The sequence below is a fragment of the Rodentibacter heidelbergensis genome, assembly GCF_002000125.1.
Taxonomy (GTDB): domain Bacteria; phylum Pseudomonadota; class Gammaproteobacteria; order Enterobacterales; family Pasteurellaceae; genus Rodentibacter; species Rodentibacter heidelbergensis.
Genome location: NZ_MLHH01000002.1, coordinates 43,405 through 69,207, shown reverse-complemented (window position 1 = coordinate 69,207; position 25,803 = coordinate 43,405). Strand labels below are relative to the sequence as shown.

General features: G+C 41.8%; 24 protein-coding genes. 8 read left to right on the top strand and 16 right to left on the bottom strand.

The genetic code is table 11. The annotated features are described in order from the left end of the window. Positions 1-86: 86 nt before the first annotated feature. On the bottom strand, positions 87-1,169 hold the full coding sequence (gene metX / locus BKK48_RS00565; protein ID WP_077426276.1) for a homoserine O-acetyltransferase MetX: 1,083 nt from the start codon (positions 1,167-1,169) through the stop codon (positions 87-89). Between the two features lie 148 nt (positions 1,170-1,317). On the opposite strand from metX, the gene BKK48_RS00560 reads away from it, so the two are divergent. From BKK48_RS00560 to fbp, 7 genes are all read left to right on the top strand, one after another. Next, complete coding sequence (locus BKK48_RS00560; RefSeq protein WP_077426275.1) at positions 1,318-2,031, top strand: SanA/YdcF family protein; 714 nt, start codon at positions 1,318-1,320, stop codon at positions 2,029-2,031. 144 nt (positions 2,032-2,175) lie between these two features. After that, positions 2,176-3,528: a lysine-sensitive aspartokinase 3 gene (gene lysC / locus BKK48_RS00555; RefSeq protein ID WP_077426274.1), complete on the top strand. Its 1,353-nt coding sequence runs from the start codon at positions 2,176-2,178 to the stop codon at positions 3,526-3,528. Between the two features lie 105 nt (positions 3,529-3,633). Next, on the top strand, positions 3,634-4,401 hold the full coding sequence (locus tag BKK48_RS00550; protein WP_077426273.1) for a hypothetical protein: 768 nt from the start codon (positions 3,634-3,636) through the stop codon (positions 4,399-4,401). Between the two features lie 186 nt (positions 4,402-4,587). Next, positions 4,588-5,886 carry an adenylosuccinate synthase gene (gene purA, locus BKK48_RS00545; protein WP_077426272.1) on the top strand — a complete coding sequence of 433 codons (1,299 nt, stop codon included), beginning with the start codon at positions 4,588-4,590 and terminating at the stop codon, positions 5,884-5,886. A 67-nt stretch (positions 5,887-5,953) separates the two neighbouring features. Next, entirely contained in the window at positions 5,954-6,649 is a 696-nt protein-coding gene (locus BKK48_RS00540; protein ID WP_077426271.1) for a DUF484 family protein, read from the top strand. A gap of 156 nt (positions 6,650-6,805) precedes the next feature. Continuing rightward, positions 6,806-7,417, top strand: a complete 612-nt coding sequence (locus BKK48_RS00535) for a cation diffusion facilitator family transporter (protein ID WP_077426270.1) — start codon at positions 6,806-6,808, stop codon at positions 7,415-7,417. A 423-nt stretch (positions 7,418-7,840) separates the two neighbouring features. Further along, on the top strand, positions 7,841-8,845 hold the full coding sequence (gene fbp, locus BKK48_RS00525) for a class 1 fructose-bisphosphatase (RefSeq protein WP_077426268.1): 1,005 nt from the start codon (positions 7,841-7,843) through the stop codon (positions 8,843-8,845). Positions 8,846-8,959: 114 nt separating this feature from the next. Here fbp and lptG read toward each other — a convergent pair whose 3' ends face one another. Further along, positions 8,960-10,036, bottom strand: a complete 1,077-nt coding sequence (gene lptG / locus BKK48_RS00520; protein WP_077426283.1) for an LPS export ABC transporter permease LptG — start codon at positions 10,034-10,036, stop codon at positions 8,960-8,962. 8 nt (positions 10,037-10,044) lie between these two features. Further along, on the bottom strand, positions 10,045-11,139 hold the full coding sequence (gene lptF, locus BKK48_RS00515; RefSeq protein WP_077426267.1) for an LPS export ABC transporter permease LptF: 1,095 nt from the start codon (positions 11,137-11,139) through the stop codon (positions 10,045-10,047). Between the two features lie 167 nt (positions 11,140-11,306). Here lptF and BKK48_RS00510 point away from each other — a divergent pair, with 167 nt between their 5' ends. Next, positions 11,307-12,782 carry a leucyl aminopeptidase gene (locus tag BKK48_RS00510; protein ID WP_077426266.1) on the top strand — a complete coding sequence of 492 codons (1,476 nt, stop codon included), beginning with the start codon at positions 11,307-11,309 and terminating at the stop codon, positions 12,780-12,782. Between the two features lie 128 nt (positions 12,783-12,910). On the opposite strand, the gene BKK48_RS00505 is transcribed toward BKK48_RS00510, so the two are convergent. The 13 genes from BKK48_RS00505 to lnt all read right to left on the bottom strand — a co-directional run bounded on the left by BKK48_RS00505 (position 12,911) and on the right by lnt (position 25,782). Beyond that, on the bottom strand, positions 12,911-13,894 hold the full coding sequence (locus tag BKK48_RS00505) for a peptide ABC transporter ATP-binding protein (RefSeq protein ID WP_077426265.1): 984 nt from the start codon (positions 13,892-13,894) through the stop codon (positions 12,911-12,913). Positions 13,895-13,897: 3 nt separating this feature from the next. Then, the gene (gene dppD, locus BKK48_RS00500) at positions 13,898-14,893 is read right to left on the bottom strand and encodes a dipeptide ABC transporter ATP-binding protein (protein WP_077426264.1); all 996 of its coding nucleotides are present in this window, start codon (positions 14,891-14,893) and stop codon (positions 13,898-13,900) included. Between the two features lie 9 nt (positions 14,894-14,902). Beyond that, a complete protein-coding gene (locus BKK48_RS00495) occupies positions 14,903-15,790 on the bottom strand; it encodes an ABC transporter permease subunit (protein WP_077426282.1) in 888 nt (295 codons plus the stop codon). 14 nt (positions 15,791-15,804) lie between these two features. Next, entirely contained in the window at positions 15,805-16,806 is a 1,002-nt protein-coding gene (locus tag BKK48_RS00490) for an ABC transporter permease subunit (RefSeq protein WP_077426263.1), read from the bottom strand. 206 nt (positions 16,807-17,012) lie between these two features. Beyond that, positions 17,013-19,193 carry a DNA helicase II gene (gene uvrD, locus BKK48_RS00485; protein WP_077426262.1) on the bottom strand — a complete coding sequence of 727 codons (2,181 nt, stop codon included), beginning with the start codon at positions 19,191-19,193 and terminating at the stop codon, positions 17,013-17,015. Positions 19,194-19,481: 288 nt separating this feature from the next. Next, positions 19,482-20,750, bottom strand: coding sequence for a UDP-N-acetylglucosamine 1-carboxyvinyltransferase (gene murA / locus BKK48_RS00480; protein WP_077426261.1), 1,269 nt, complete (start codon positions 20,748-20,750; stop codon positions 19,482-19,484). Between the two features lie 21 nt (positions 20,751-20,771). After that, entirely contained in the window at positions 20,772-21,029 is a 258-nt protein-coding gene (locus BKK48_RS00475) for a BolA family protein (RefSeq protein WP_077426260.1), read from the bottom strand. A 13-nt stretch (positions 21,030-21,042) separates the two neighbouring features. Next, positions 21,043-21,378 carry an STAS domain-containing protein gene (locus BKK48_RS00470; protein WP_077426259.1) on the bottom strand — a complete coding sequence of 112 codons (336 nt, stop codon included), beginning with the start codon at positions 21,376-21,378 and terminating at the stop codon, positions 21,043-21,045. A gap of 4 nt (positions 21,379-21,382) precedes the next feature. Next, on the bottom strand, positions 21,383-22,030 hold the full coding sequence (gene mlaC / locus BKK48_RS00465) for a phospholipid-binding protein MlaC (RefSeq protein ID WP_077415085.1): 648 nt from the start codon (positions 22,028-22,030) through the stop codon (positions 21,383-21,385). A gap of 24 nt (positions 22,031-22,054) precedes the next feature. Further along, positions 22,055-22,561 carry an outer membrane lipid asymmetry maintenance protein MlaD gene (gene mlaD / locus BKK48_RS00460; protein ID WP_077426258.1) on the bottom strand — a complete coding sequence of 169 codons (507 nt, stop codon included), beginning with the start codon at positions 22,559-22,561 and terminating at the stop codon, positions 22,055-22,057. A gap of 12 nt (positions 22,562-22,573) precedes the next feature. Beyond that, the gene (mlaE, locus tag BKK48_RS00455; protein WP_077426257.1) at positions 22,574-23,359 is read right to left on the bottom strand and encodes a lipid asymmetry maintenance ABC transporter permease subunit MlaE; all 786 of its coding nucleotides are present in this window, start codon (positions 23,357-23,359) and stop codon (positions 22,574-22,576) included. Beyond that, entirely contained in the window at positions 23,356-24,150 is a 795-nt protein-coding gene (gene mlaF / locus BKK48_RS00450) for a phospholipid ABC transporter ATP-binding protein MlaF (RefSeq protein WP_077426256.1), read from the bottom strand. The genes mlaE and mlaF overlap by 4 nt, the downstream gene beginning before the upstream one ends. A 93-nt stretch (positions 24,151-24,243) precedes the next feature. After that, the gene (gene lnt / locus BKK48_RS00445) at positions 24,244-25,782 is read right to left on the bottom strand and encodes an apolipoprotein N-acyltransferase (RefSeq protein WP_077426255.1); all 1,539 of its coding nucleotides are present in this window, start codon (positions 25,780-25,782) and stop codon (positions 24,244-24,246) included. Positions 25,783-25,803: the final 21 nt, after the last annotated feature.

Genomic DNA, 25,803 nt, shown 5'->3' with positions numbered 1-25,803 from the left:
CACTTTTGTCCATTAAGCCGTTAAAAATCAAAGCGATTAATGACCGCACTTTTCTATTTGAAAATAAGAGTTGAACCTGCTTCCCGTTATTCGTTTTTAGCCAGCCCTTCCCTAATCCATTTATCAAACCCATCATAATCCACCAAAAAAGCATCATGCCCATAAATGGAAGGAAATTCATGAAAATCTAACGCAACCTGACTTTGTTCTAACAATTGTTTGCTTTTGTGTAAATCCACAGATTTAAATAATTGATCTGTCGTAATCGAAACCAAGGTATAGTGTGCTTTAATTCGTGATAGTGCGGTTTTCACATCAGGATAGCCCAAAGCGGGATCATACATATCTAATGCCCGCAATAAATGAAGATAGCTATTGGCATCAAAACGTTCGAGAAATTTTTTGCCCTGATAGCTTAAATAGGATTCCACTTGGAAATAATCCCCCCAAAACTCCCCTTCCGATTTCGACGCACGCCCAAAGGCTTTAGCCAGTTGCAAATCTGTACGATAAGTAAGCATGCCTAACATTCTGGCAATGGATAAACCTTGATCCGGAGGGGCACCCTCATAATAATCCCCCCCATTAAAATTGGGATCATTCATCACCGCTTGACGCATCACATGATTAAATCCAATGGCTTCCGCACTGAAAAAGAGTGATGAGCAAAGGTTGACGATATTATCCACAAAATCCGGATATTCAATCCCCCACTGGGTTGCCTGCATGCCCCCGAAAGATCCGCCAATCACCGCTTTTAAATGCGTAATTCCTAGCTTATCCAATAACGCTTTTTGCACATGAACGATATCTTGCACCGTAATAGGAGGAAACAAACTGCCATAGGGTTTGCCGGTTTTAGGATTAACAGAAGAGGGGCCGGTCGTGCCTTTGCAACCGCCTAATACATTAGAACAAATAAAAAAATAGCGGGAAGTGTCTAAAGCAAGCCCATCGCCCATAAAATGTTGCCACCAACCGTTTTGTTCACCATGGGAAAAATAAGGTTCTGCATCACCGGTGAGTGCATGGCAAATTAACACAATGTTGCTTTTATCGGCATTCAATGTTCCATAAGTTTGATATGCGACATGGATTGGTGAAATCTCACCGCCAAGCATCAGCTTTAGCGGATTATCTTGAAAAAGCACCACATTTTGGACAGCCATTGAAAACCTATTGTGAGAAATGAAAGATGGCTTTAATTATCAACAGCCTATTTTCTTTGTCAAGGAAATTTTAGCCGTCTAAACGGCTAAATATTAATAGCACATCAGGAATACAAAATTCAGCTTGAACTTCCCCTAAGTTTTCATTATGTTAGTCACCATGATTGATTTAAAAACTCCCCTCAAAATGACCGCACTTTCCCTTTGGCAGCGTTTTCATTTAAAAAAAGTGATTCGTTTCATCGGCGGTTTGGGAACATTTCTCATTTTGATATGCCTGCTTATCGATCAAAGCATTAGCTTTTATGTACGAGATCGTGTATTCGAACACATAGAGCCATTACCTTATCGACCTTATGCCATCGTACTTGGCACATCAAAATATGTGGCAACGGGTAAAACCAATGATTACTACACTCATCGCCTTGCGGCAGCCAAAATGCTGATTGACAAACAAAAAGTCAGCGCTCTGCTGCTTAGTGGTGATAACCGCACCTTGCAATACAATGAACCTCGTAATATGTTCCGAGATTTACGCAAAATGGGTGTGCCTGAAGATCGACTTTTTCAAGATTTTGCCGGTTTTCGCACCTTAGATTCTGTTATCAGAGCCAATAAAGTCTTTCAACTCCCGGCCTATACCATTATTAGTCAAAAATTTCACTGCGAACGGGCTTTATTGATTGCAAAATACCACGATATTGATGCTATCTGCTTTGCCGCAAACCAACCTGAAACCTACTTAGGCACCCGAGTTCGGGAAATCTTTGCCCGCATCAAAGCCCTCTTTGACTTAATGTTCGGCGTCCAACCTTATTTTCTCGGCGAACCGGAACCCCTACCACTTCCTGAAAATCAGTAATTCCCAATATTTCATCCCACACTAAATTTTTTGAATTAACACAAGTTTTTCGTTGTTTTTGTTTGACAATTTTTAACGAAATCGTTATTTGTATAGCCTTGCAAACACAATATTTAACCTCTTTATTCATTGGGAGAATTGATTATGTCTCATTTATCTGTCGCCAAATTTGGTGGTACTTCCGTTGCCAATCATGCCGCCATGACGGCTTGTGCTAAAATCATCATTGCTGATCCGAATACCCGGGTTGTGGTGCTTTCTGCCTCCGCCGGGGTTACTAATCTTTTAGTAGCCCTTGCCAATGGGGTTGAAGCGGAAGAACGCCGAAAATTGGTGGCTGAAGTCCGTCAAATTCAAGAAAATATTTTAAATGAACTTAAAGATGATAGCCGGGTTCGTCCTATCATTGAAAAATACATTGAAAATATCGAATACCTTTCTGAAGCCGCAAGCCTTGCCACCTCCACCGCATTAACTGATGAACTCATCAGCCATGGCGAAATGATGTCAACGCAAATTTTTATTGAGATCCTGCGTGAACAAAATACAACAGCCACTTGGGTAGATGTGCGTGATATTGTGGCAACCAACAGCCATTTCGGTAAAGCCGCCCCTAACGATGAACAAACACAAATTAACAGTAACAATATTTTAAAACCGTTAATCGATCGTGGAGAACTCATCATTACACAAGGTTTTATTGGTCGTGAACCGAGTGGGAAAACCACCACTTTAGGGCGGGGTGGCAGTGATTACTCTGCAGCATTGTTAGCAGAAGTGCTGAATGCAAAAGATGTATTAATTTGGACTGATGTGGCAGGTATTTATACTACCGATCCTCGAATTGTGCCCGCCGCTCAACGGATTGACACCATGAGTTTTGCAGAAGCGGCGGAAATGGCAACTTTTGGGGCCAAAGTACTTCATCCAGCCACGTTACTCCCGGCTGTTCGTAGCAATATTCCGGTTTATGTGGGTTCAAGCAAAGCCCCACAAGATGGTGGCACTTGGGTGACGCGTGATCCTCAGCCTCGTCCAACATTCCGAGCCATTGCATTACGTCGTGATCAAACTTTATTAACCCTTTCAAGCCTGAGTATGCTTCACGCACAAGGCTTTTTAGCCAATGTGTTTAGTATTTTAGCTAAACACAAAATATCAGTCGATACCATTACCACATCAGAAATTAGTGTCGCCTTGACCTTAGATAAAACCGGTTCAACCTCGTCAGGCACGGAATTGCTTTCCGGTGAATTATTAGAAGAGTTAAGAGAATATTGCACCGTGAAAGTGGACACCGGTTTGGCTTTAGTAGCACTCATCGGTAACGATTTACACATTGCAGCCGGTGTCGCCAAACGGATTTTTGACACCCTAGAGCCTTACAATGTCCGTATGATTAGCTATGGGGCAAGCACCAATAATATTTGTATGTTAGTACAAAGCGAACATGCCGATGAAGTGGTTCGCTTACTGCACCAATCACTCTTTGAATAAGTGCTATCTATTTTTTATTTATTCTATCCATCGAAATCGCTTTTTGAGCCACCTCAAAAGTGATTTCGATTTTATGTCATTGACAAATATCAACAGGAAATGTGTATGTCATTCTTACAGAAATTAAAAACCCTTGTGATTTCGACCGCACTTTGTGGCGTAATAGGCTATGCTTCAAGCTATTGGATAAAGCCTCAATGGCAAACTGAGGCGGAAATCACTCAACCCACCCTCACTGAATTAGGAAATTATTATTCGCTTTTCTCCATGTACCACCTAATAAAAGGGCAAGATAATGCTGAAGATAAAGTGGCCGAATTAGTCTATCAACATTACACCGAACAATTGGTTTCTTATGACAACCTCAAACAGTTTTGGGAAAACGCCCCTTACTATCGTGAAAAGGCTGAAAATAATGCGAAAAATTTAAATACCTTAATCCAAAATACCCATTTCCAACCGCTGAATAAGCACGCCGGCAAAATAACCCTCACACTCAATGAACCGGAAGAAGCGCAGGCATTGCTTTCCTCACTGCTGAATCACAACAATCTCCTCACAAGAAAAGTGATGTACGACCAGCTTATTCTTCAGTGGAAAAATTTATTCACACAGGTGAAAACCGCAGCCGAACTCAATTTAGGCAATCTGCCTTATGGTCATGTGGTTGAGCGTCAAGATTGGCAAGGAAAACTCAATATGATGAAATCCGTTAGCCCATTAGATGAGCAATTTACCGCCTATCATCTCACCAAAACCCCTCAGCAACCTGAAGCAATAGGACGAGATAGCTGGGGCGCTATCGGGGCAGGCATCGGCCTATTACTCGGATTATGTCGCTTTTTGTTTCTCCGAAAGCAAAAAAATCATTGATTTATCTTAAGATTAGAGGCAATTCGAAGGTAGAAAGTCATAGCGGAATAGTTTAATATAGCAAGCCGTAATTCCTTCTAAGTCGCTATATCTCACGCGAAAATGTAGAATTTAATTTTTTAGAATAATCAAAAAGACCCGTGTTTGATTATTCACTTTATCAATCAAATTTAAAAGGTGGAAATTATGGGAAAAAGTGTCGTTATCTTGGGTGCTCAATGGGGCGATGAAGGTAAGGGTAAAATCGTTGACTTATTAACGGATCGCGTCAAATACGTTGTGCGCTATCAAGGCGGCCATAACGCCGGACACACGCTCATTATCAATGGTGAAAAAACGGTACTGCGTTTGATCCCTTCCGGTATTTTACGCCCTGATGTGACTTGCCTTATTGGTAATGGCGTTGTCCTTTCACCTGCGGCATTAATGCAAGAAATGGGCGAACTGGAAAGCCGTGGTATTAATGTTCGTGAGCGTTTATTAATTTCTGAAGCTTGTCCTTTAATTCTTCCTTATCATGTGGCGATGGATCATGCTCGTGAAGCGGCATTAGGCAAAAAAGCCATTGGTACGACCGGTCGTGGTATCGGCCCTGCTTATGAAGATAAAGTGGCACGACGTGGTTTGCGTGTTGGCGATCTCTTCGATAAAGCCGCCTTTGCTGAGAAGCTGAAAAACATCCTTGATTACTATAATTTCCAATTAGTCAACTACTATAAAGTGGATGCCGTTGATTATCAAAAAACCTTAGATGAGGTGATGGCGGTAGCCGATATTATCACCGGTATGGTGGCAGATATCACCACAATTTTAGACACTGCCCGTAAAAATGGCGATAACATTCTCTTTGAAGGGGCACAAGGGACGATGTTAGATATCGACCATGGTACTTATCCGTACGTCACCAGTTCAAACACTACCGCAGGGGGCGTTGCAACTGGCTCAGGTTTCGGTCCTCGTCATCTTGATTATGTGTTGGGTATCATTAAAGCCTACTGTACCCGTGTGGGCGGAGGGCCATTCACGACCGAATTATTTGATGAGATCGGTGCAGAGATTGCCCGTAAGGGGAATGAATTTGGTGCGGTAACCGGTCGTGCCCGCCGTTGTGGTTGGTTTGATGCCGTTGCTATTCGCCGTGCGATCCAACTCAATTCGATTTCCGGTTTCTGTATGACAAAACTGGATGTATTAGATGGCTTTGATGAAGTCAAAATCTGCGTGGCATATAAAATGCCAAATGGCGAGATTGTGGAATATGCCCCGCTTGCCGCCAAAGATTGGGAAGGGGTTGAACCGATTTATGAAACTTTACCGGGCTGGAAAGAAGACACTTTCCGTGTGACTGATGTCAATAAATTGCCGCAAAACTGCCTAAACTACATCAAACGTATCGAAGAAGTGACCGGCGTGCCCGTTGATATTCTCTCAACAGGACCTGACCGTGTGGAAACTATGATTTTACGTGATCCGTTTGGTGCTTAAATATTTTCAATTTTCCGACCGCACTTTGAAAGTGCGGTCTTTTTTTCTGCTGTTTTATCCATAAATTATGAACGAACAAGCTATTATTGATTATCTTGAAACCCATCCCGATTTCTTTAACAACCACCCTTTACTCTTAAAAAAACTGACTTTTCATCATTCAACAAAAGGGACGGTTTCACTCATTGAAGCCCAACTCGCCCAATATCGTCAAGAGATTACCAGCCTAACCGCACAACTTGAAAAATTTCACCAATTAGGCCGCCAAGAAGCGGACATTTTCTTCGCCTTAATCCCACTCCAAAAGAAATTATTTCAAGCTCAAGATTTGTTTTCAGTAGAAAAGAAATTAGATCAATGGGCGAAATCTTATGAATTAGAGGGCGCTAAACTTCTTCTTTTTACCGATAGTTGGAAAAAAACGGCAACTCTCCCCTCCTCTTTTTGGATTGATCGCAACGCCTTTGAAATTATTCGGCTAGAGCGTTTGGGCTTGCGTCAATTCTATTTGGGGGAATTAAACGGTAAAGAAAAATCCCTACTCTTTTTGCCGGAAGAATTTCCTATTGGCTCTATCGCTTGCTGTTTACTGGGTACAAAAAATACCCATAAACCCACCGCACTTTTGCTCTTCCGCTCCCGTGATACACAACGATTTCACCCTGGGCAGGACATTTCCTTCCTCAAGCATTTAGTGGATATTGTGGATATTCATTTGGAAAAACATCTTATAAATTTACCAAATATTTTGCATGATCCCTAAGTTTACTTATAGAGTTACACACAAATAAATTATTATCTTAACTAACTAGTGAACCAATTAATTTATTTTTATTCACTCATTTTGATGAATTAATATTATTTTTACCAAATTTCTAGTAGAATATCATCAAAATAATATACTTATCTAACTATATTTATGGCTCATTCACACTCACATATAGATAGTCCACAAGACAGAAAAATTATTTTAATCAGTTTTATTATTGTCACTCTCTTTATGTCTATTGAATTTTGGGGTGGTTATTTTATTAAAAGCCTACCATTAATTCGTGACGCAGGACATATGAGTATTGATAGTATTGGTTTATTATTATCATTAGTCGCTATTTATATAGGCGATAAAAAACATAAAAAACTTCGGGCAAGTTTGATTTTATTAAATGCATTATTTTTATTCTCCTCATTTTTTTATATTTTAAATGAAAGTCTATGGCGTTTTGAAAAACCTTACGGATTTAATTTATATGCATTTCTTATTGCTATAGCCAGCCTATTAGTCAACCTTTTTGTGGCTATATTTATCTCAAGAGCAAATCGAGAAGACCCAAATTTACTTGCTTCTTATTACCATGTCTTAGGTGATATGTTAGGCTCTGTAATTACTCTTGTTGCACTGACAAGCTCTTTCTTTAAATTTGGAAAATGGTTAGATACATCTATTAGCCTTTCAGTTGCTTTTTTTATTCTATATGGGTTCAAAAAGTTGTTTATTTTGGGGATGAATGAATTCAGAGAAAATTCAAATTAACCTGGAAAACTTACAATTTTAATCGGGGTTGTCAGATTTGTTTTTCCATATCATCATATTTTTCGCTCAAAAATACAGCAAAGCCAGAACATACTGAAATCTAATTTACCTTATTTAAACCTCGTTTAAAATGAGCTTTAAAATTTTAAAACTATAAAAAAAGCCAACCTATTAATAATTTCATGTAAAACAAAACCTAATTTTCTTCTATTTTCAACCCCTCCCAATCATTCATTTGTACATAAATTTCCTTCACCGCTATCCCCTTATGATACAAGCTACAAGCAATTTTTTTAGAGTAAAATTTTTGCTTTATAAAAAGTAAAATCTTTGTGATCGAGATCTCATTATTGAAATTTGGCTTTTTTGGGAAAATGTCAAATGGCATATAATCTCCGCAATCTCAACCTGAAAGGAAATAGTATGAAAACCTTAAGTGAATTTATTGTGGAACGCCAAGCTGAATATCCGAATGCGAAAGGAGAATTAAGCGGGATTTTGTCATCAATTCGATTACTCGCCAAAATCATTCACCGAGACATTAACAAAGCAGGATTAGTCAATATTCTCGGGCTGTCCGGTGTGGAAAACGTACAGGGCGAAAGCCAAATGAAACTCGATCTGTTTGCCCATAACACGATGAAAGCCACATTAATGGCCCATGAAGAAGTGGCAGGATTTGCTTCCGAAGAAGAAGAAAGTTTTATTGCCTTTGATACGGAACGGGGTCGCAATGCAAAATACGTGATTTTAACCGACCCGCTTGATGGCTCTTCTAATATTGATGTCAATGTTTCCGTAGGAACTATTTTCTCCATTTATCGCCGTATTTCACCCATTGGTACCCCGGTGACGATGGAAGATTTCCTTCAACCCGGCAACAAGCAAGTAGCAGCCGGCTATATTGTCTATGGTTCATCCACTATGTTGGTTTATACCACCGGAAACGGGGTGAACGGATTTACCTACGATCCTTCAATCGGCACATTTTGCCTTTCTCATGAAAATATGAAAATGCCGAAAACAGGGCGAATTTATTCCATTAATGAGGGGCAATATCTCAAATTCCCACAAGGGGTGAAGAAATACATTAAATATTGCCAAGAGGAAGATAAAGCCACCCAACGCCCTTATGCCTCACGCTATATCGGCTCGCTTGTGGCAGATTTTCACCGCAATTTATTAAAAGGTGGGATCTATATTTATCCGAGTGCAACCAACTATCCAAAAGGAAAATTACGTCTACTTTATGAAGGCAACCCTATGGCATTTTTGGCAGAACAAGCCGGGGGATTAGCCACTGACGGTTATCGCCGAATTTTAGATATTGAACCTAAAGAATTGCACGAACGGGTGCCTTTGTTTGTGGGTTCGGAAGAAATGGTTCGCAAAGCCGAAGAAATGATGAGGGAATTTAAAGAAGATTAATCCTTTCAATTTCATATAAAAACAAAGGCTTAATGGACAAAAGTGCGGTCGATTTCATTGATGTTTTAAAACGCATTTGAAATCGACCGCACTTTATTAATAACTTGATGAAACCTAATCCCGTTTTCGGCTCAGCAGCCACCAAATAATGGTAATAAACAATAAACTTGGAATGAGTGCCCCAAAGATTGCCGGCATATTATAAACCACGCTCATTTGCCCGAAGATTTCGTTCACCACATAAAAGAGGAAACCAAAGCAAATTCCCGTTACAATTCTCGCCCCTGCTGTCACACTGCGCAAGGAGCCAAAGATAAACGATAGCGCCAACATCATCATTACCCCCACAGACAGCGGTTGGAATATTTTACGCCAAAAGGTCAGCTCAAAACGGCGAACATCTTGCCCTGTTTCTTTTAAAAAGGTGATATATTCATATAACCCACTGATCGATAAGGAAGTTGGTCGAAAAGAGACGGCTCCTAATTTATCCGGTGTTAAATTTGTTTCCCAAGATTCCGTTAAACGATTTGTGGTACTAATCTCTTCCTTTTGAATTTTTGAGGCGCTCACTTGACGCAATTGCCACTTATTGTCTTCTGCTAAATAGGTTGCTTGATTCGCATGCTTTAATTGTGTAAGGGTTCGCTTGTCGTCAAAGGTATAAATATACACATCGTTTAATGTCGTATTCTCCGAGACTTGACGCACATAAATAAAATGATTTCCATCTTTCGCCCAAACGCCGTTTTTCACAGAAAGCATTGAACCGCCGGAAATAGCGCGAGTTCGCATATCACGGGCAAATTGCTCGGTTTGCGGAATACCCCATTCACCAATAACCATGGTTAAAATCACTAACGGCAAAGCGGTTTTCATCACAGCCAGGCCGATTTTAAAACGTGAGAAACCGGCAGATTGCATTACCACCAACTCACTACGGCTTGCCAAATTACCGAGTGCAATCAATGCCCCCAATAATGCCGCCATGGGGAAAAAGGTTTCCACATCTTTCGGTATGGTTAAAAAAGTAAAGGCTACCGCCTGTAACACATCGTAAGTGCCTTTCCCTACACTGCGGAATTGCTCAACAAATTTAATGATCGCAGATAACCCAACAAGGGTGAGTAACGTGGCAAAAATTGCACCTAAAATACTTTTACCAATATAACGGTCTAAGGTGTTCATCATCATGTTGTTTACCCTTTTCGGCTAAAGAGATGGCGAAGTTTATACATGGCAGCACTATCCCAACCATTTAATACGATGCCAAGGAATAAAAAGGCTACATTGACAAGAGGCATTAAAATTGATGCCTCTAATTTGCCCGCAGAACCGGCGGATTTTAATGAACTTTGCAATAAAAAATAAATGAGATAAAGCAATAATGCTGGCAAAATCTTCGCAAAACGCCCTTGTCTTGGGTTCACACGGCTTAATGGCACGGCAATCAAAGCCATTAACGGCACCGCTAAAATCAGGCTAATTCGCCAATGTAATTCTGCCTTTGCCGCAGGGTCATTTTGCTTGATTAATGCACCAAAAGAAAGGGTTGCCGCCTCATCAGATTGGTTTTCTGTGGTTTGATAGCCTAAATAAGCCTGATATTCATCAAAATGGGTAAGACGAAAATCAGGTAAGGCCGCAGTGCCTTCTACACGTTGTGTATTTTGTAAATTCAGCACTTGATCGCCATTAGGTAAGGCTTTTAATTGCCCCTTTTCTGCAGTAACAACTGAAGGTTTAGTCTGTCCTTTAGGGGCGGTTTGAAACAGGTAAACATCATTAATTTCGTTGCCTTTGATACTGTCAATAAACAACACAAAATTATTATTACTAGTGGACATAAATTGACCGGAAGAAAGCGCCCCCATGGTTGGGTTAGCCTTTGCCTCTTCCACCAGCGTGCTTTGTTTTTGAACAGCCCAAGGGGAAAGCCATAAGGCGTTATAGGCGGCTAATCCTGCGGTGATGAGAGAAAGCATCAACACCACACGCACCAAAATTCCCTGCCCGATACCACAGGCCCGCATCACAGTGATTTCACTTTCCGCATATAAACGCCCAAAGGTCAATAAAATGGCAATAAACAAACACAATGGCAACATGAGTTGCGCCATGGTCGGCATGCCTAAGCCAAGCAAAGAAAATACTAAATCCGCAGGCACATTACCATTTGCAGCCGAACCTAGCACCCGCACAAGTTGCTGGCAGAAAAAAATCAGTAGCAAAATGAACAAAATTGCCACTTGGCTCTTAAACACTTCTTTCGTTAGATATCGCGTTAAAATCATCTTATAGAATTATTGTTTATCATTAAAATTGAGGGGAAATAGGCACTTTGGATGCATCATTTTTTACCTGTATTATCAGCCTAAATTACCCCTCCCCCTAGATAAAATTGACCGCATATGATACCTTATTTTCGCTGATTTAAACAGTCAAAAAAGAAGGAAATCAAATGAAATATCAAGCCAAATTAACCGCACTTTCACAAGCCGCCGAATGTCTTATCATCGGTGTGTATGAGAACAGTGAATTTTCAAAAAGTTTCAATGAAATTGACCTTGCCACCCAAGGCTATCTTAATGGTTTAATCCAATCAGGCGAGCTCACCGGGAAATTAGGTCAAACCTTATTATTACGAGATCTTAATGGTCTTGCAGCCAAACGAATCTTAATTATTGGCTGTGGTAAAAAAGGTGAACTTAGCGAGCGTCAATACAAACAACTTATTCAAGCGATGCTAAAAGCCTTAAAAGAGAGCAATATTCGTGAAGCGGTGTGTTATTTAACCGAGCTAGAACTCAGCCATCGTGACCTTTATTGGAATGTTCGCTTCGCCATTGAAACCATTGAACATAGCAACTATCAATTCGATCAATTTAAATCTCAAAAAGCCGAATTAATCACCTTAGAAACGTTCATTTTCAACAGCGATTGCCAACAGGCAAAACTCGCTATCGCCCACGCTCAAGCCATTGCAAACGGCGTGAAAGCAGCACGGGATATCGCCAATATGCCACCAAATGTGTGCAACCCTGCCTATCTTGCCTGCCAAGCGAAAAATTTAGCGGAAAAATCTCCCGCACTTTCCCTTGAAGTCATTGATGAAACTATGATGGCGGATTTAGGGATGAATGCCTATCTTGCGGTTTCTCGAGGATCGACAAACCCCGCTTATATGTCAGTGCTTCACTTTAACAATGCACCGAATAAAAATACGAAACCGATTATTCTTGTTGGCAAGGGTTTAACCTTTGATGCCGGTGGGATCTCGTTAAAACCTGCCGCAGATATGGATGAAATGAAATATGATATGGGCGGTGCGGCTTCGGTATTCGGGACAATGAAAGTGCTCGCTGAACTGAATTTGCCTTTAAATGTGATTGGTGTACTTGCCGGTTGTGAAAACCTTCCCGATGGCAATGCCTATCGCCCGGGGGATATTCTCACCACCATGAATGGTTTGACGGTGGAAGTACTCAATACCGATGCAGAAGGTCGCCTTGTCCTGTGTGATGCCCTCACCTATGTGGAACGCTTTGATCCGGAATTAGTGATCGATGTCGCCACCCTCACCGGTGCTTGTGTGGTGGCATTGGGGCAACATAACAGCGGTTTAATGTCTGAAGATGAAGCTCTTGTCAGTGACTTACTCAATGCCGCACAGCAAACCACAGATAAAGCTTGGCGTTTGCCATTAGGGGAAGAATATCAAGAACAGCTCAAATCCCCTTTCGCCGATCTCGCTAATATTGGTGGACGTTGGGGGGGCGCAAGCACTGCTGGGGCTTTCTTATCCCATTTCACGAAAAAATACCGTTGGGCTCATTTAGATATCGCCGGCACCGCCTGGCTGCAAGGCGCCAACAAAGGGGCAACCGGCCGCCCGGTTTCCTTACTCACTCAATTTTTGATTAATCAAGTGAAATAAAAACCCAATAAAAATTAACCGCACTTTGGATCGATAAAACCAAAGTGCGGTTGTTTTTGGGAAAGTGTTAGCTATTCCGCTATTTTTAAAAACGCACCTATCTGATGACGAATTTTATGATGCCAACATCAATCCAGATGAAAACAAGCGATAAGCTTACCATCAGGATAAGACGATAAGATAGGTTTTTCTTCACGACATTTCTCAGTGGCTTTCCAACAGCGAGGATTAAAAGCACAACCTTTTGGCGGATTAATCGGGCTTGGCAATTCCCCGGTTAATTTAATACGTTCACGGCGTAAATGCGGTGAAAGACGGGGGGTAGCCGAAAGTAAGGCTTGTGTGTAAGGATGCTGTGGATTAGAAAAAATCTGTGCTGTGCTGCCTTTTTCCACACAACGCCCGAGATACATCACCATCACTTCATCGGCGATATGCTCCACCACAGAAAGATCGTGAGAAATAAACACATAAGAAAGCCCTAATTCATCCTGTAAATCCATCATTAGATTTAACACTTGCGCCCGTACCGATACATCTAACGCCGATACCGGTTCATCAGCCACCACAATATCCGGTTCTAACATTAAGCCTCGAGCAATGGCAATACGTTGGCGTTGTCCACCGGAAAACATATGAGGATAGCGATCGTAAAATTCCGAACGTAATCCCACTTTTTCCATAATCGAAAGGACTTTTTCCTTACGTTGTTGAGCAGAAAGTTTTGTATTGATAACAAGTGGCTCTTCCAAAATTGCGCCTATTTTCTTGCGTGGATTCAATGAGGCATAAGGATTTTGAAAGACAATTTGAATTTTCTTACGGCGTAAGGCTTTGGTCTTTGCATTATTCTCTAAAAAATTCTGTCCGTTATAATAGAGTTCGCCCTCTGTGGGTTGCTCAATCATCGCAAGCAAACGCCCCAAGGTGGATTTACCGCAACCGGATTCCCCTACCACAGCAAGAGTTTTGCCCTTTTCTAACTGAAAAGAAACACCGTCTAACGCTTTTACCCACTGAGGTTTTGCCAATAAACCTTTTTTAACCGGATAGTATTTTTTTAACCCGATAGCATTCAATAAAGGCGTATTCTCTTTGATAGGATCTGTCATTGATTATTCTCCTTTACTGCATGCAACCGGTTCTCCATTCCCATTGAGTGGGGTATGGCATTTCACTTTACGCTCACCGAACTGATGTAATTCAGGCTCAACTTGGCGGCAATATTCCGTTGCATAAGGGCAACGAGGGTTTAATAAACATCCGCTTGGTCGGTCATAACGCCCCGGCACAACCCCGGGCAGGGATTGTAAACGTGATTTTCCTTCAGCAAACTCCGGTAAAGATCGCAATAAAGCTTGGGTATAAGGATGTTTTGGTTCTCGGAAAATCTCCTCAGCACGGCCTTCTTCCACCACTTGACCGGCATACATTACCACAATGCGATGTGCCGCTTCGGCAACGAGTGCAAGATCGTGGGTAATTAAAATGAGCGACATACACTCTTTTTTCTGTAAATCGAGTAGCAGATCCACGATTTGTGCTTGAATAGTTACATCCAATGCGGTGGTTGGTTCATCGGCAATCAGTAATTTAGGTCTGCAGGCAATCGCCATGGCAATCATCACCCGTTGGCTCATTCCGCCCGAAAGTTGGTGAGGGTAAACATCAATGCGTGATTGTGGATCGGGAATGCCAACCAAACGTAGAAGCTCCAAAGTGCGTTCACGGCGTGATTGCTTTGAACCGCCTTCATGAATTTTGAGCGCTTCCATAATTTGGAAACCTACCGTATAGGCTGGATTAAGGCTTGTCATCGGGTCTTGGAAAATCATTGCCACATCGGCGCCAATGAGAGAACGCTTGTCTTTATCACTCAACGTTAATAAATCTTTATCCTCAAAGACTAAGGATTTTGCCGACACGTTTCCCGGATAATCAATTAACCCCATAATGGCAAGGGAACTCACGGATTTCCCCGAACCGGATTCGCCCACAATGCCCAGCACTTCTCCTTGCTCGACTTGATAACTCACTCTATCTACCGCTTTAAAAGCGCTGTCTTTCTCACCGAAATGAACAGAAAGATCCTTGACTTCTAACAATGCCATAGCGCTCCCCTATTGTTTCAGTTTTGGATCGAGGGCATCACGCAAACCGTCCCCCATTAAATTAAATGCTAATACCAAGGATAAAATCACTAATCCCGGAATAGTGACAAGCCAATTCGCCGCCTGCATAAAACTACGAGCCTCAGAAAGCATCGTGCCAAGTTCCGGTGTAGGTGGTTTTGCCCCAATACCGAGGAAACCCAGAGTAGCAAGCTCCAAAATAGCATTAGAAATACCCATGGTCATTTGCACAATCAGTGGCGCTAAACAGTTAGGCAAAATCACAATAAACATCAAACGTAAAACACCGGCTCCCGCTACTTTTGAAGAGGTGACATAATCCCGATTTTTTTCATTCATCACCGCCGCTCGGGTTAAGCGCACATAACTTGGAATGGAAACCACCGCAATCGCCAATGTTGCATTCACTAAAGAAGGTTCAAGAATGGATACCACAACAATCGTCAGTAATAAATTAGGAATGGCAAGCATAATATCAATTAAACGCACAATCACCGTATCTAACAGCCCACCGTAATAACCTGCCAACAACCCTAAACTCGTTCCCAATAAACAAGAAAGGATCACGATCACAAACCCGGCAAATACGGAAATTCTCGTGCCATAAATAATACGAGAGAGAATATCCCGACCGATATCATCGGTTCCCAGTAAATAGGCCGCATTCCCGCCCTCATACCAAGCCGGTGGTAATAAAAGTGCACTGCGGTTTTGCTCAGCGGGATCAAAAGGGGCAATATAAGGCGCAAAGAGGCTAATTAATGCCACGATTAAAATAAAAGTTAACCCGATAAGCGCCCCTCTATTTTGCTTAAAATAAAACCAAAATTCTTGTAGAGGTGTTTTAGGCGCTAACATTGATGTCGTTTCTGTCATTTTTTCACCCACCATTAATGACGAATACGCGGATTTACCACGCCGTAAAGTAAATCGATGGTTAAATTCACCACGATGATGATTGTGGCGATAATTAACACAGAACCTTGTAGCACGGGATAATCCCGCGCATGAATGGCATCAATAATCCATTTACCGATACCCGGCCATGAGAAAATAGTTTCCGTTAATACCGCACCGGAAAGCAGCTGACCGACAATTAACCCCACCACGGTCACTACCGGAATTAAGGCATTACGCAAAGCGTGCACAATCACCACTCGGGGATAACTCAACCCTTTTGCTTTCGCTGTGCGAATATAATCTTCACCTAATACTTCTAACATCGCCGAGCGGGTCATTCTGGTAATGATAGCAAGGGGGATCGTACCTAACACAATCGCCGGCAAAATCAGCGATTTGACTGCATTTTCAAAAGCCCCCGGCACACCGGAAAGCCAAGTATCAATCAACATAAACCCGGTTGGCGTGTCAATCCAAAAATCATTCTCTAAACGCCCCCCTTGTGGTAAACCTAAGGCAGGGGATACATATAAAATCAGAATTAAGCCCCACCAGAAAATGGGCATGGAATAACCGGTTAATGACAAAGTAGTGACCGTATGAGAGATCCAGCTGTCTTTTTTTACTGCGGCGATCGTGCCTAATATCACGCCACCGAGTAGCGACCAAAAGAGTGCAAAAAAAGCCAATTCTGCCGTAGCGGGGAAAAGGGTAAAAAATTCGCTCAGAACCGGTTGTTGAGTGCGAAATGAAGCACCAAAATCCCCTTGAAGCACATTGCCAATATAGTTGAAATATTGCTGATACAAAGGAAGATCTAACCCTAATTGACGCATCATTTGCTGATGAACTTCAGGTGTTAACCCACGTTCGCCCATCATAATTTCCACCGGATCTCCCGGGATAAAATGTACGAGAGCAAAGGTGACAAAAGTAATAGCGATAAAGGTTGGAATCACCATTAAAATTCGTTTGAAGATAAATTTAAACATGCAATCACTCTGTAATAGAAAGCAAAAGTGCGGTCATTTTCACCGCACTTTTACCATAAAGTCGCTATACCTAAAATAAAATGCTTTCGGATTCTACCGCACTTTTTCCCCTTTTTTCAAATCATCAATTGTTATTAATTATGCTTTTCCAGAATATACCAAGGGGCTTTTGCCGGTTCAGCCGCCATATTCTCTGGAGATAAAACCTATCGCACTTTCTCTAATTTTGCCAAATGGGCAATCAGCCATTTAATGCCTTGTGCTTGGAAAGCGATTTGTAATCTTGTGTTATTATCCGTTCCCTCAACATTGATCACCGTACCCAAACCAAACTTTTCATGTTTGACTTTTTGTCCCATTTTCCATTCATTTTCACTGTCTACGGAAGCAGTCAACGTGCCAACTTTGGCTAAATTCATCGCTCGGGTTACGGTTCCCCGTAAACGAATTTCTTGGATGCAGTCTTGTGGTAACTCAGCGATAAAGCGGGAAGGCAAATGCCGCTCTTCTTTTGCGTATAAACGGCGGCTTTCCGCATAAGAAATCGTCAGTTTTTGCTTTGCTCTGGTAATCCCTACATAGGCTAGACGGCGCTCTTCTTCTAAGCGCCCCGGTTCTTCAAAAGAACGGAAACTTGGAAATAATCCTTCCTCTACGCCAACCATAAATACCCGTGGAAATTCTAGCCCTTTGGCGGAATGTAATGTCATCATTTCCACACAAGATTGGTGCGGCGATGCTTGTTCTTCCCCCGCCTCAAGGGAGGCATGGGTTAAAAAGGCCGTCAGCTCTGCCATCTCATCAGCCTCATCCGGTTTTACAAATTCACGGGTAGCAGTGACTAATTCTTCCAAGTTTTCAATTCGAACTTCACCTTTTTCACCCTTTTCTTGTTTATACATTTCATATAAACCGGAGTGTTTAATCACAAAATCCGTTTGAGCAAAAAGTGGCATCTCTGAGGTATCCAATGCCAAGGCATTGATCAGTTCTTGGAAACGTAATAAGGCCGTACTGGCACGGCCTGTGAGCCTATTTTCCTGTATGGCAACCTGTATCGCTTGCCATAAGGTAATTTGTCGCTCACGGGTTAAGTTTCTCAAAATATCTAAGGTACGATCACCAATACCACGAGGGGGCGTATTGATCACCCGTTCAAAAGCGGCATCATCTTGACGGTTATTAATCAAACGCAAATAAGCCAACGCATCTTTAATTTCTTGGCGTTCAAAAAAGCGCATCCCCCCATAAATACGATAAGGAATTTGACAACGGATTAAGGCTTCTTCAATCACACGGGATTGACTGTTACTGCGATAAAGCACGGCACAGTCATCCAACTTTCCGCCATTTTCAATCCAATCTTGAATTTGGGAGGCCACAAATTTTGCCTCATCTAATTCATTAAATGCGGCGTAAATTCCAACAGGTTCGCCTTTTTCCCCTTCTGTCCATAAATTTTTACCAAGACGATCGGAGTTATTAGCGATTAATTCATTGGCACTTTTTAGGATATTGGCGGTAGAGCGATAATTTTGCTCAAGGCGTATGGTTTCTCCTTTAAAATCTTTAAGAAATTTTTGGATATTTTCAATCTGAGCCCCACGCCAGCCATAGATAGATTGATCATCATCGCCCACAATCATCACTTTGCCTGTTTGCCCTGCAAAAATTTTAAGCCATTGATATTGAATTTTGTTGGTATCTTGGAATTCGTCCACCAAAATATGTTGGAAACGCTGTTGATAACGCTGCAAAATCAGCGTTTTTTTGGCAAATAATTCATAAGCACGAATGAGCAATTCTGCAAAATCCACCAAACCTGCCCGATCACAGGTATCTTGGTAGATCTGATAAATTTTAATCCATTCACGCTCTTGGCGATCATTAAAATCTTCGATCTCTTGTGGTCGTAAACCTTCATCTTTTTTATTATTGATGTACCAACAAGCCTGTTTGGGTGGAAAAGCTTTTTCATCAAAGTTATGCAATTTCAACAAACGTTTCACCAAACGAAGTTGATCTTCTGAATCCAAAATTTGAAAGTCTTGTGGTAACCCCACATCTAAATGGTGCGCTCGTAATAAACGATGTGCAATACTATGGAAAGTCCCAATCCACATACCCAATAAATTTGAATTGGAATATTGATTTAATGTGCTTTGAATACGATGACGCATTTCTGCTGCGGCTTTATTGGTGAACGTCACCGCCATAATGCTGCCTTCAGAAATATTTTCCACCGCCACCAACCAGGCAATACGATGGGTTAATACACGGGTTTTTCCACTTCCCGCCCCGGCCAATACTAAATAGTTGCCAAGCGGTGCGGTCACCGCCTCACGTTGTTTATCATTCAAACCGTCAAGTAATTCAGAAATATCCATAGCATTATATTATCTGTTTAAATTTACAGTTATTATAGACATTATTTGTCAATTAACCTAGTGTTATTTATGGTAATGAAATAGGAAGCCTGATTTTTCCCCCCTCTTAACACCTTGGAGTAATCACAACATTTTCTCAGTAATAGGAATGCTCACCAATGCTCTAGTTCATCACCATAAATAAAAAGGGCTGTTCTCCCCAAGATAAAGAGAACAGCCCTTCTCTAAATAAGCTAAATGCGTAAAACACTCATGATTTTGACCGCACTTTTCGGCAAGGCGTTTTTCCTATGCGTCAGAAAAACGCTCAATTCTCGCCCCTAAGCAACGAAGTTTTTCTTCAATATGTTCATAGCCACGATCAATGTGGTAAATCCGATCAACGATGGTTTCACCTGTTGCAATACAGCCGGCTAACACTAAGCTAATTGATGCACGCAAATCTGTTGCCATCACTTCCGCACCGGAAAGTTGGGCTACGCCATGGCATACTGCAGTATTGCCTTCAATTTCGGCTTTTCCCCCCATACGGATGAGTTCCGGAATATGCATGAAACGATTTTCAAAAATGGTTTCGGTGATAATACTCGTCCCTTGTGCCACCATATTTAATAAGGTGAATTGCGCCTGCATATCCGTTGGAAAGCCCGGGTGAGGCGCTGTTCGGATATTCACCGCTTTCGGACGTTGGCCTAACATATCCAAAGTAATGGTATCTTCTGTGATATCAACCTGTGCCCCGGCCTCACGCAATTTATCAATAACGGCATCTAAGGTATCCGCTTTTGTATTTTTACAAACAACACGTCCGCCGGAAATAGCGCCTGCCACTAAGAATGTCCCGGTTTCAATACGATCCGGTACGATACTATGTTCACAACCGGTTAAACGGTTTACCCCTTCAATCGTAATATGATCCGAACCCGCACCACTGATTTTCGCGCCCATTTTATTGAGGAAATCAGCGGTATCGACAATTTCCGGTTCACGGGCTGCATTTTCAATCACCGTGGTGCCTTTTGCCAAAGTCGCTGCCATCATGATAGATAATGTTGCCCCGACGCTCACTTTTTCCATCACAATACGGGTTCCTAACAAGCGATCGGCAACCTGTGCTTTAACATAGCCTTCTTCAAGCGTAATCTCCGCTCCCATTTTTTCAAGGCCGCTAATGTGTAAATCAACCGGACGTGCGCCAATAGAACAACCTCCCGGAAGAGAAACCTGACCTTGATGAAAACGTGCAACCAAAGGAGCTAGCGCCCAAATAGAAGCACGCATGGTTTTAACTAAATCATAAGGGGCGATAAAATGATCGATTTTTGACGCATCCAATAAAACCGCACCGGTTTCATCACGCTCCACCACGACACCTAACTTACGCAAAATTTTAAGGGTGGTTTCGATATCTTTGAGTTCCGGTACATTAGTGAGTTTTACCGGCTCGGTCGCTAAGATACTGGCAAAAAGAATAGGAAGGGCGGCATTTTTAGCACCGGAAATCGTGACGGTACCACTTAGGCGGGATTGTCCGCCATAAACACGAAATTTTTCCATATAAGAAATCCTAATATTAACTTAACTGAATTGATGTAAAAGACGATCCCTTTTCCACTTTTCAGTGGTGTAGGTTTTGATGGTTAAAGCATGAATTTCACCGGTGCTAAAGTAAGGCATAAGAGGTGCATAAACCGCTTGTTGTTGTTTTAACTTAGACAGTGCAGCCAGTTCATCACTGACAACTATCACACCAAAATGGGCGTTTTCCCCCTGCGCATAGACTCCATCAACTTTTAACGCTTCTTTTAAAATTCGTTCGATTTCTTTCAGTTCCATTCAGATTTCCATTTTAATCATGTTCAATAAAAGCAGAAAGCCAATCGGATAAATTGACTAAATCCGCAAGGGTTAATAATTGCTGAGGCGGATTGACTAACCGTACTCTTTTCTTCGGCAATTGTTGACTGATATGCAAGAAATTACAAAGCAAGGCAAAACCTGCAGAATCAATTCTTGTCATCTCTGTTAAATCCCATTCAATCGTCGGCTGACTTAGCCTCGCCTCAGACAAAAAAGAAGCACGTTGCTGCCACAAGGCTAGCAACGTGTTACGAGATAGCTCCCCAGAAAATCGGATCGCTATCTTATCATTGTTTTGCACCAAATCCCAATTTAATGTCGCCATGAGATTATTTACTTAATGTGACAGGTTGAGCTGCGGATTTTTGAATTTGAGCCGTTAATGCATCAATACCTTGTTGGCGTAAAATACCGCTCCATTCATTCTGTTTGGTTACCACCATACTGACGCCTTCAGCCACCATATCATAGGCTTGCCATTCGCCTGTTTTGCTATTTTTACGCCATTTAAAATCTAATTTAATCGGTGCTGCGCCACCATTTTGAAGAATATTCACTCGAATACTCACCAAATTCTTATCGCCTACCTCTTTTGCCGGTTCAATTTGAATATTTTGGTTACTGTATGCCGTTAACACCTGTGCATAGGCTTGTTCAATAAAATCACCAAAGGCTTTAAAGAACTTTTCACGTTGTTCCGGTGTGGTAGATTTAAAGTGTGAACCTAACACCAAGGAACCCGCATAATTCACTTGCACATAAGGTAATAAATCATTACGCACAATGGTACGCAAATAGTTTGGATTTTGTTTAATTTTTGCCTGATTGTTTTTAATGTCAGCAAACAATTTATCTGATGCTTGTTGCATTAAAACATAAGGACTGGTTGCCGCCATTGTCGTGCGGGTCATAAAAACGGCTGTCATTGCAAAAGCAAAAACCGCCAACCATTTTTTCAAATGAATGAATTTCATCATAAATCTCCTCATTAAAGATTACTGTTATTTTCCTGTCGGTTCTGCGTTTTCCGCATTCCCTTCCGTTTTTTTGTCGCCGTAAAGGAATTGACCAATCAGGTCTTCCAATACCATTGCCGATTTCGTATCTTGAATTTGGCTACCGTTTTTCAACATCGCCGTTTCACCATCATCAAATCCCATTGTTAATGCGATATATTGCTCGCCTAAAAGCCCCGATGTTTTAATGGATAAGGCGCTATTTTCCGGAATTTCATTATATTCTTCATTAATCGCAATGTTCACTTTCGGTAAATAGGTTTTCTCATCTAATTCAATACTACTCACCCGACCAATCACTACGCCCCCAACTTTTAACGGTGCACGGACTTTTAGTCCACCAATGTTATCAAAAGTTGCTGTTACGGTATAAGATTTATTCTCTCCAAAACCTTGCACGTTGGCGACACGCAATCCTAAAAACACGAGTGCGCCAATGCCGAGTAACAAAAATAATCCGACCCAAAATTCATATTTAACAGTTTGTCGCATAACAATATCCTTTTAACCTGCCCCAAACATCATGGCAGTTAAGATGAAATCTAACCCGAGTACCACTAACGAAGCATGTACAACGGTTCGAGTTGTGGCTTGACTGATTCCTTCCGAAGTCGGCACGCAATCATAGCCGTTAAATAACGCAATCCACACCACTGCGATAGCAAAAAACAGGCTTTTAATCAAGCCATTGAGAATGTCATAGCTCCAGCTTACGGAATTTTGCATGACAGACCAAAAACTTCCTGCATCCACACCTTTCCAGTCCACCCCAACCAGTGAGCCGCCCCAAATACCGATCGCAATAAAAATAATAGAAAGGATCGGCATCGCAATAACGCCTGCCCAAAAACGGGGAGCAATCACCCGACGCAATGGATCGACAGCCATCATTTCAAGGCTGGAAAGCTGCTCGGTGGCTTTCATTAAACCGATTTCTGCCGTTAATGCCGAACCGGCACGCCCTGCAAATAAAAGTGCGGTTACAACCGGGCCTAATTCCCGCAAAAGCGACAATGCCACCAGCTGCCCTAAACTCGTTTCTGCAGAAAAATCCACCAGTACCACATAGCCTTGTAAGCCGAGCACCATTCCGATAAACAAACCGGAAAGTAAAATAATCAGCAAGGATTGCACGCCTAAAACGTGTAGCTGTTTAATTAAAAGCGGAAAATGTTGGCGCAATTGCGGTTTCCCCACCAATGCCCCAAATAGCATAAAGCCGGCTCGTCCTAAAGCACGAAAAAAACGAATGACCTTACGCCCAAGAGAAGAAATTGTTTCAACGATCATTGGAATAATTCCTCCACATAATTTCCAGCGGGATAATGGAATTTCACCGGCCCATCCGCTTCGCCTTTTAAAAATTGTAAGACCTGTGGATCTTGGCTTTCAAGTAACTGTGCCGAAGTCCCTTCTGCAATAACCCGTTTATCCGCAATGATATAGGCGTAATCCGCAATACTTAACACCTCTTGTACATCATGGGAAACCACAATAGAGGTTAAGTTAAGGGCTTCATTTAACCGCTTAATTAAACTGACAATCACGCCCATGCTGATAGGATCTTGTCCTGTAAAAGGTTCATCGAACATCATCAAATCGGGGTCGAGGGCAATCGCTCGAGCCAGTGCCGCACGGCGAGCCATCCCACCGGAAAGCTCAGAAGGCATCAATTGTGCGGCACCACGCAGCCCAACCGCTTCCAATTTCATCAATACAATCTGGCGAATTAACTTTTCCGGCAAACGGGTGTGTTCCCGAATAGGAAAGGCCACATTATCAAAAGTGGAAATATCGGTAAAAAGCGCACCGGATTGAAATAACATGCCCATACGCTTACGAACCTCATAGAGTTCACTGTTGGAAAGACGACAAATCTCTTTATCATCGAACCAAATTTCCCCTTTTTCCGGCTGTAACTGTCCGCCGATCAATTTCAATAAGGTGGTTTTTCCGATACCTGACGGCCCCATAATCGCCGTAATCTTGCCCTTTTGGACTTTCAAATTCAGGTTATCGTAAATCACCCTTTCACCTCGTTTAAAGGTGAGGTTTTTAACTTCAATTAGATTTTGATTCATTCAAATCTCATGTTTTGAGGCGGTTTTATCACACCACCGATAATATTCAACTTGTGATGAGTAAACTCATCCATAAAAGTGCGGTCGTTTTGACTATGGTTTTAACGAAAGGTTCATACGGCGATGAACATACGTCATCAGACCACGCAACATTAAAAACAACAAAGACAAGCCATAAAGCGGCATATTGCCTAATACAGAATAAGGCGTTTTCCCTTCGGTTGGGGCGATATGATAAGTCAGTGTCGTTTCGATAAATTGTGGTGCTTGCGCTAAAATTTCACCTCTCGCCCCAATAAACACGGAAATCCCGGTGTTCGTGGCTCGAATTAAAGGTTTCCCCAACTCCAATGCTCTCATTCTCGCCATCTGTAAATGCTGCCAAGGCCCGATAGAATCGCCAAACCAGGCATCATTGGAAATCGTCAGTAAATAATCCGTTTCTTTTTTCAGGTTTTCACGCACTTGTTCACCAAAAATAATTTCATAACAAATCGCCGGTGAAAAAGCACGCTGTTTTGCCATCAAAGAAGGTTGTATTGCCTCGCCGCTTTGAAAAGCCGACATCGGTAAATTAAATACCGAATTTAACGGGCGTAACCACTTTTCCAGCGGGACATATTCACCAAAAGGCACTAAATGATGTTTACTATATCGATTATTTGTAGAAAGATGATAAGGAAAATCAGGGTTACCTACCGTAACAATCGAATTCAGCAATTTGCCTGATTGTTCATGTTGATACACCGTGCCAATCATTATTTCCGTGTTCTGCTCTTTTGCCGCACGCTCAAGGCTTTCAAAAAAAGGAACAATATGATTTTCTAAAGTCGGTAGCGCCGATTCCGGCAGAATAATCAGATCGCTTTTCCCTAAATTTTGTGCAATTAATTTTTGGTAGATTTCCAAGGTGGAGTAGAAATATTCGGGATCCCACTTTAAATTTTGCTCAATATTCCCTTGGGCAAGGGTAATCGTGATGGCTTTATCTTCAACAGGTTTCACGAAGGTTATTTTTTGAGCATAAGCGGCCAAACCACCGACTGTGGTAAAAAGTACCCCATTTGCCAATAACAACTTGAGATTTTTTTCTTTAACTAACGCCAAAACGCCGTTAAAAATGACCGCACTTCCCCACACGGTAAAGAAAGTTAATCCATCAACACCAAAGAGAGGGGCAATGCTGGCAAAGGGACTATCGATTTGCGTGTAACCGAATTGTAACCAAGGAAAACCGGTCAATACCCATCCCCGTAAAAACTCTGTAAATGTCCAAATGACCGCAAAAATCACCGCACTTTGCACTTGAAAACGTTGAACGAGATAGGTGAAAAGCATCGGATAAAGGGAGAGATAGGCAGAAAGCAATGCCACGAGGAAATAACTGACGCCAAGAGATGCACCACCAAACTGATGAATACTGACATTCAACCAATTGACCCCAAAGCAGAAAAAGCCCATGGCCCATAGGAAAGTGCCTAAAAGTGCGGTAGATTTTTTCGCACTTTTTGCGACATACAGTAATCCGAATAAAGAGAGATAGGCCATTGCCCAATAATCAAAAGGGGAAAAGGCAAAAACCCCGATAATACCGGAGATAATGGCAATGAAATAAGTTAATAAATGTTTCATTTTATTTTAATCACATAAAAA

Coding starts and splice junctions, on each gene's coding strand:
- fbp (WP_077426268.1), top strand. CDS start 7,841: ATGAAAACCTTAAGTGAATTTATTGTGGAACGCCAAGCTGAATATCCG.
- BKK48_RS00490 (WP_077426263.1), bottom strand. CDS start 16,806: ATGTTTAAATTTATCTTCAAACGAATTTTAATGGTGATTCCAACCTTT.
- lptF (WP_077426267.1), bottom strand. CDS start 11,139: ATGATTTTAACGCGATATCTAACGAAAGAAGTGTTTAAGAGCCAAGTG.
- BKK48_RS00560 (WP_077426275.1), top strand. CDS start 1,318: ATGTTAGTCACCATGATTGATTTAAAAACTCCCCTCAAAATGACCGCA.
- BKK48_RS00505 (WP_077426265.1), bottom strand. CDS start 13,894: ATGACAGATCCTATCAAAGAGAATACGCCTTTATTGAATGCTATCGGG.
- dppD (WP_077426264.1), bottom strand. CDS start 14,893: ATGGCATTGTTAGAAGTCAAGGATCTTTCTGTTCATTTCGGTGAGAAA.
- lysC (WP_077426274.1), top strand. CDS start 2,176: ATGTCTCATTTATCTGTCGCCAAATTTGGTGGTACTTCCGTTGCCAAT.
- BKK48_RS00550 (WP_077426273.1), top strand. CDS start 3,634: ATGTCATTCTTACAGAAATTAAAAACCCTTGTGATTTCGACCGCACTT.
- mlaC (WP_077415085.1), bottom strand. CDS start 22,030: ATGATGAAATTCATTCATTTGAAAAAATGGTTGGCGGTTTTTGCTTTT.
- lptG (WP_077426283.1), bottom strand. CDS start 10,036: ATGATGAACACCTTAGACCGTTATATTGGTAAAAGTATTTTAGGTGCA.
- mlaD (WP_077426258.1), bottom strand. CDS start 22,561: ATGCGACAAACTGTTAAATATGAATTTTGGGTCGGATTATTTTTGTTA.
- BKK48_RS00535 (WP_077426270.1), top strand. CDS start 6,806: ATGGCTCATTCACACTCACATATAGATAGTCCACAAGACAGAAAAATT.
- metX (WP_077426276.1), bottom strand. CDS start 1,169: ATGGCTGTCCAAAATGTGGTGCTTTTTCAAGATAATCCGCTAAAGCTG.
- BKK48_RS00475 (WP_077426260.1), bottom strand. CDS start 21,029: ATGGAACTGAAAGAAATCGAACGAATTTTAAAAGAAGCGTTAAAAGTT.
- purA (WP_077426272.1), top strand. CDS start 4,588: ATGGGAAAAAGTGTCGTTATCTTGGGTGCTCAATGGGGCGATGAAGGT.
- BKK48_RS00470 (WP_077426259.1), bottom strand. CDS start 21,378: ATGGCGACATTAAATTGGGATTTGGTGCAAAACAATGATAAGATAGCG.
- mlaE (WP_077426257.1), bottom strand. CDS start 23,359: ATGATCGTTGAAACAATTTCTTCTCTTGGGCGTAAGGTCATTCGTTTT.
- BKK48_RS00510 (WP_077426266.1), top strand. CDS start 11,307: ATGAAATATCAAGCCAAATTAACCGCACTTTCACAAGCCGCCGAATGT.
- lnt (WP_077426255.1), bottom strand. CDS start 25,782: ATGAAACATTTATTAACTTATTTCATTGCCATTATCTCCGGTATTATC.
- BKK48_RS00495 (WP_077426282.1), bottom strand. CDS start 15,790: ATGACAGAAACGACATCAATGTTAGCGCCTAAAACACCTCTACAAGAA.
- murA (WP_077426261.1), bottom strand. CDS start 20,750: ATGGAAAAATTTCGTGTTTATGGCGGACAATCCCGCCTAAGTGGTACC.
- uvrD (WP_077426262.1), bottom strand. CDS start 19,193: ATGGATATTTCTGAATTACTTGACGGTTTGAATGATAAACAACGTGAG.
- BKK48_RS00540 (WP_077426271.1), top strand. CDS start 5,954: ATGAACGAACAAGCTATTATTGATTATCTTGAAACCCATCCCGATTTC.
- mlaF (WP_077426256.1), bottom strand. CDS start 24,150: ATGAATCAAAATCTAATTGAAGTTAAAAACCTCACCTTTAAACGAGGT.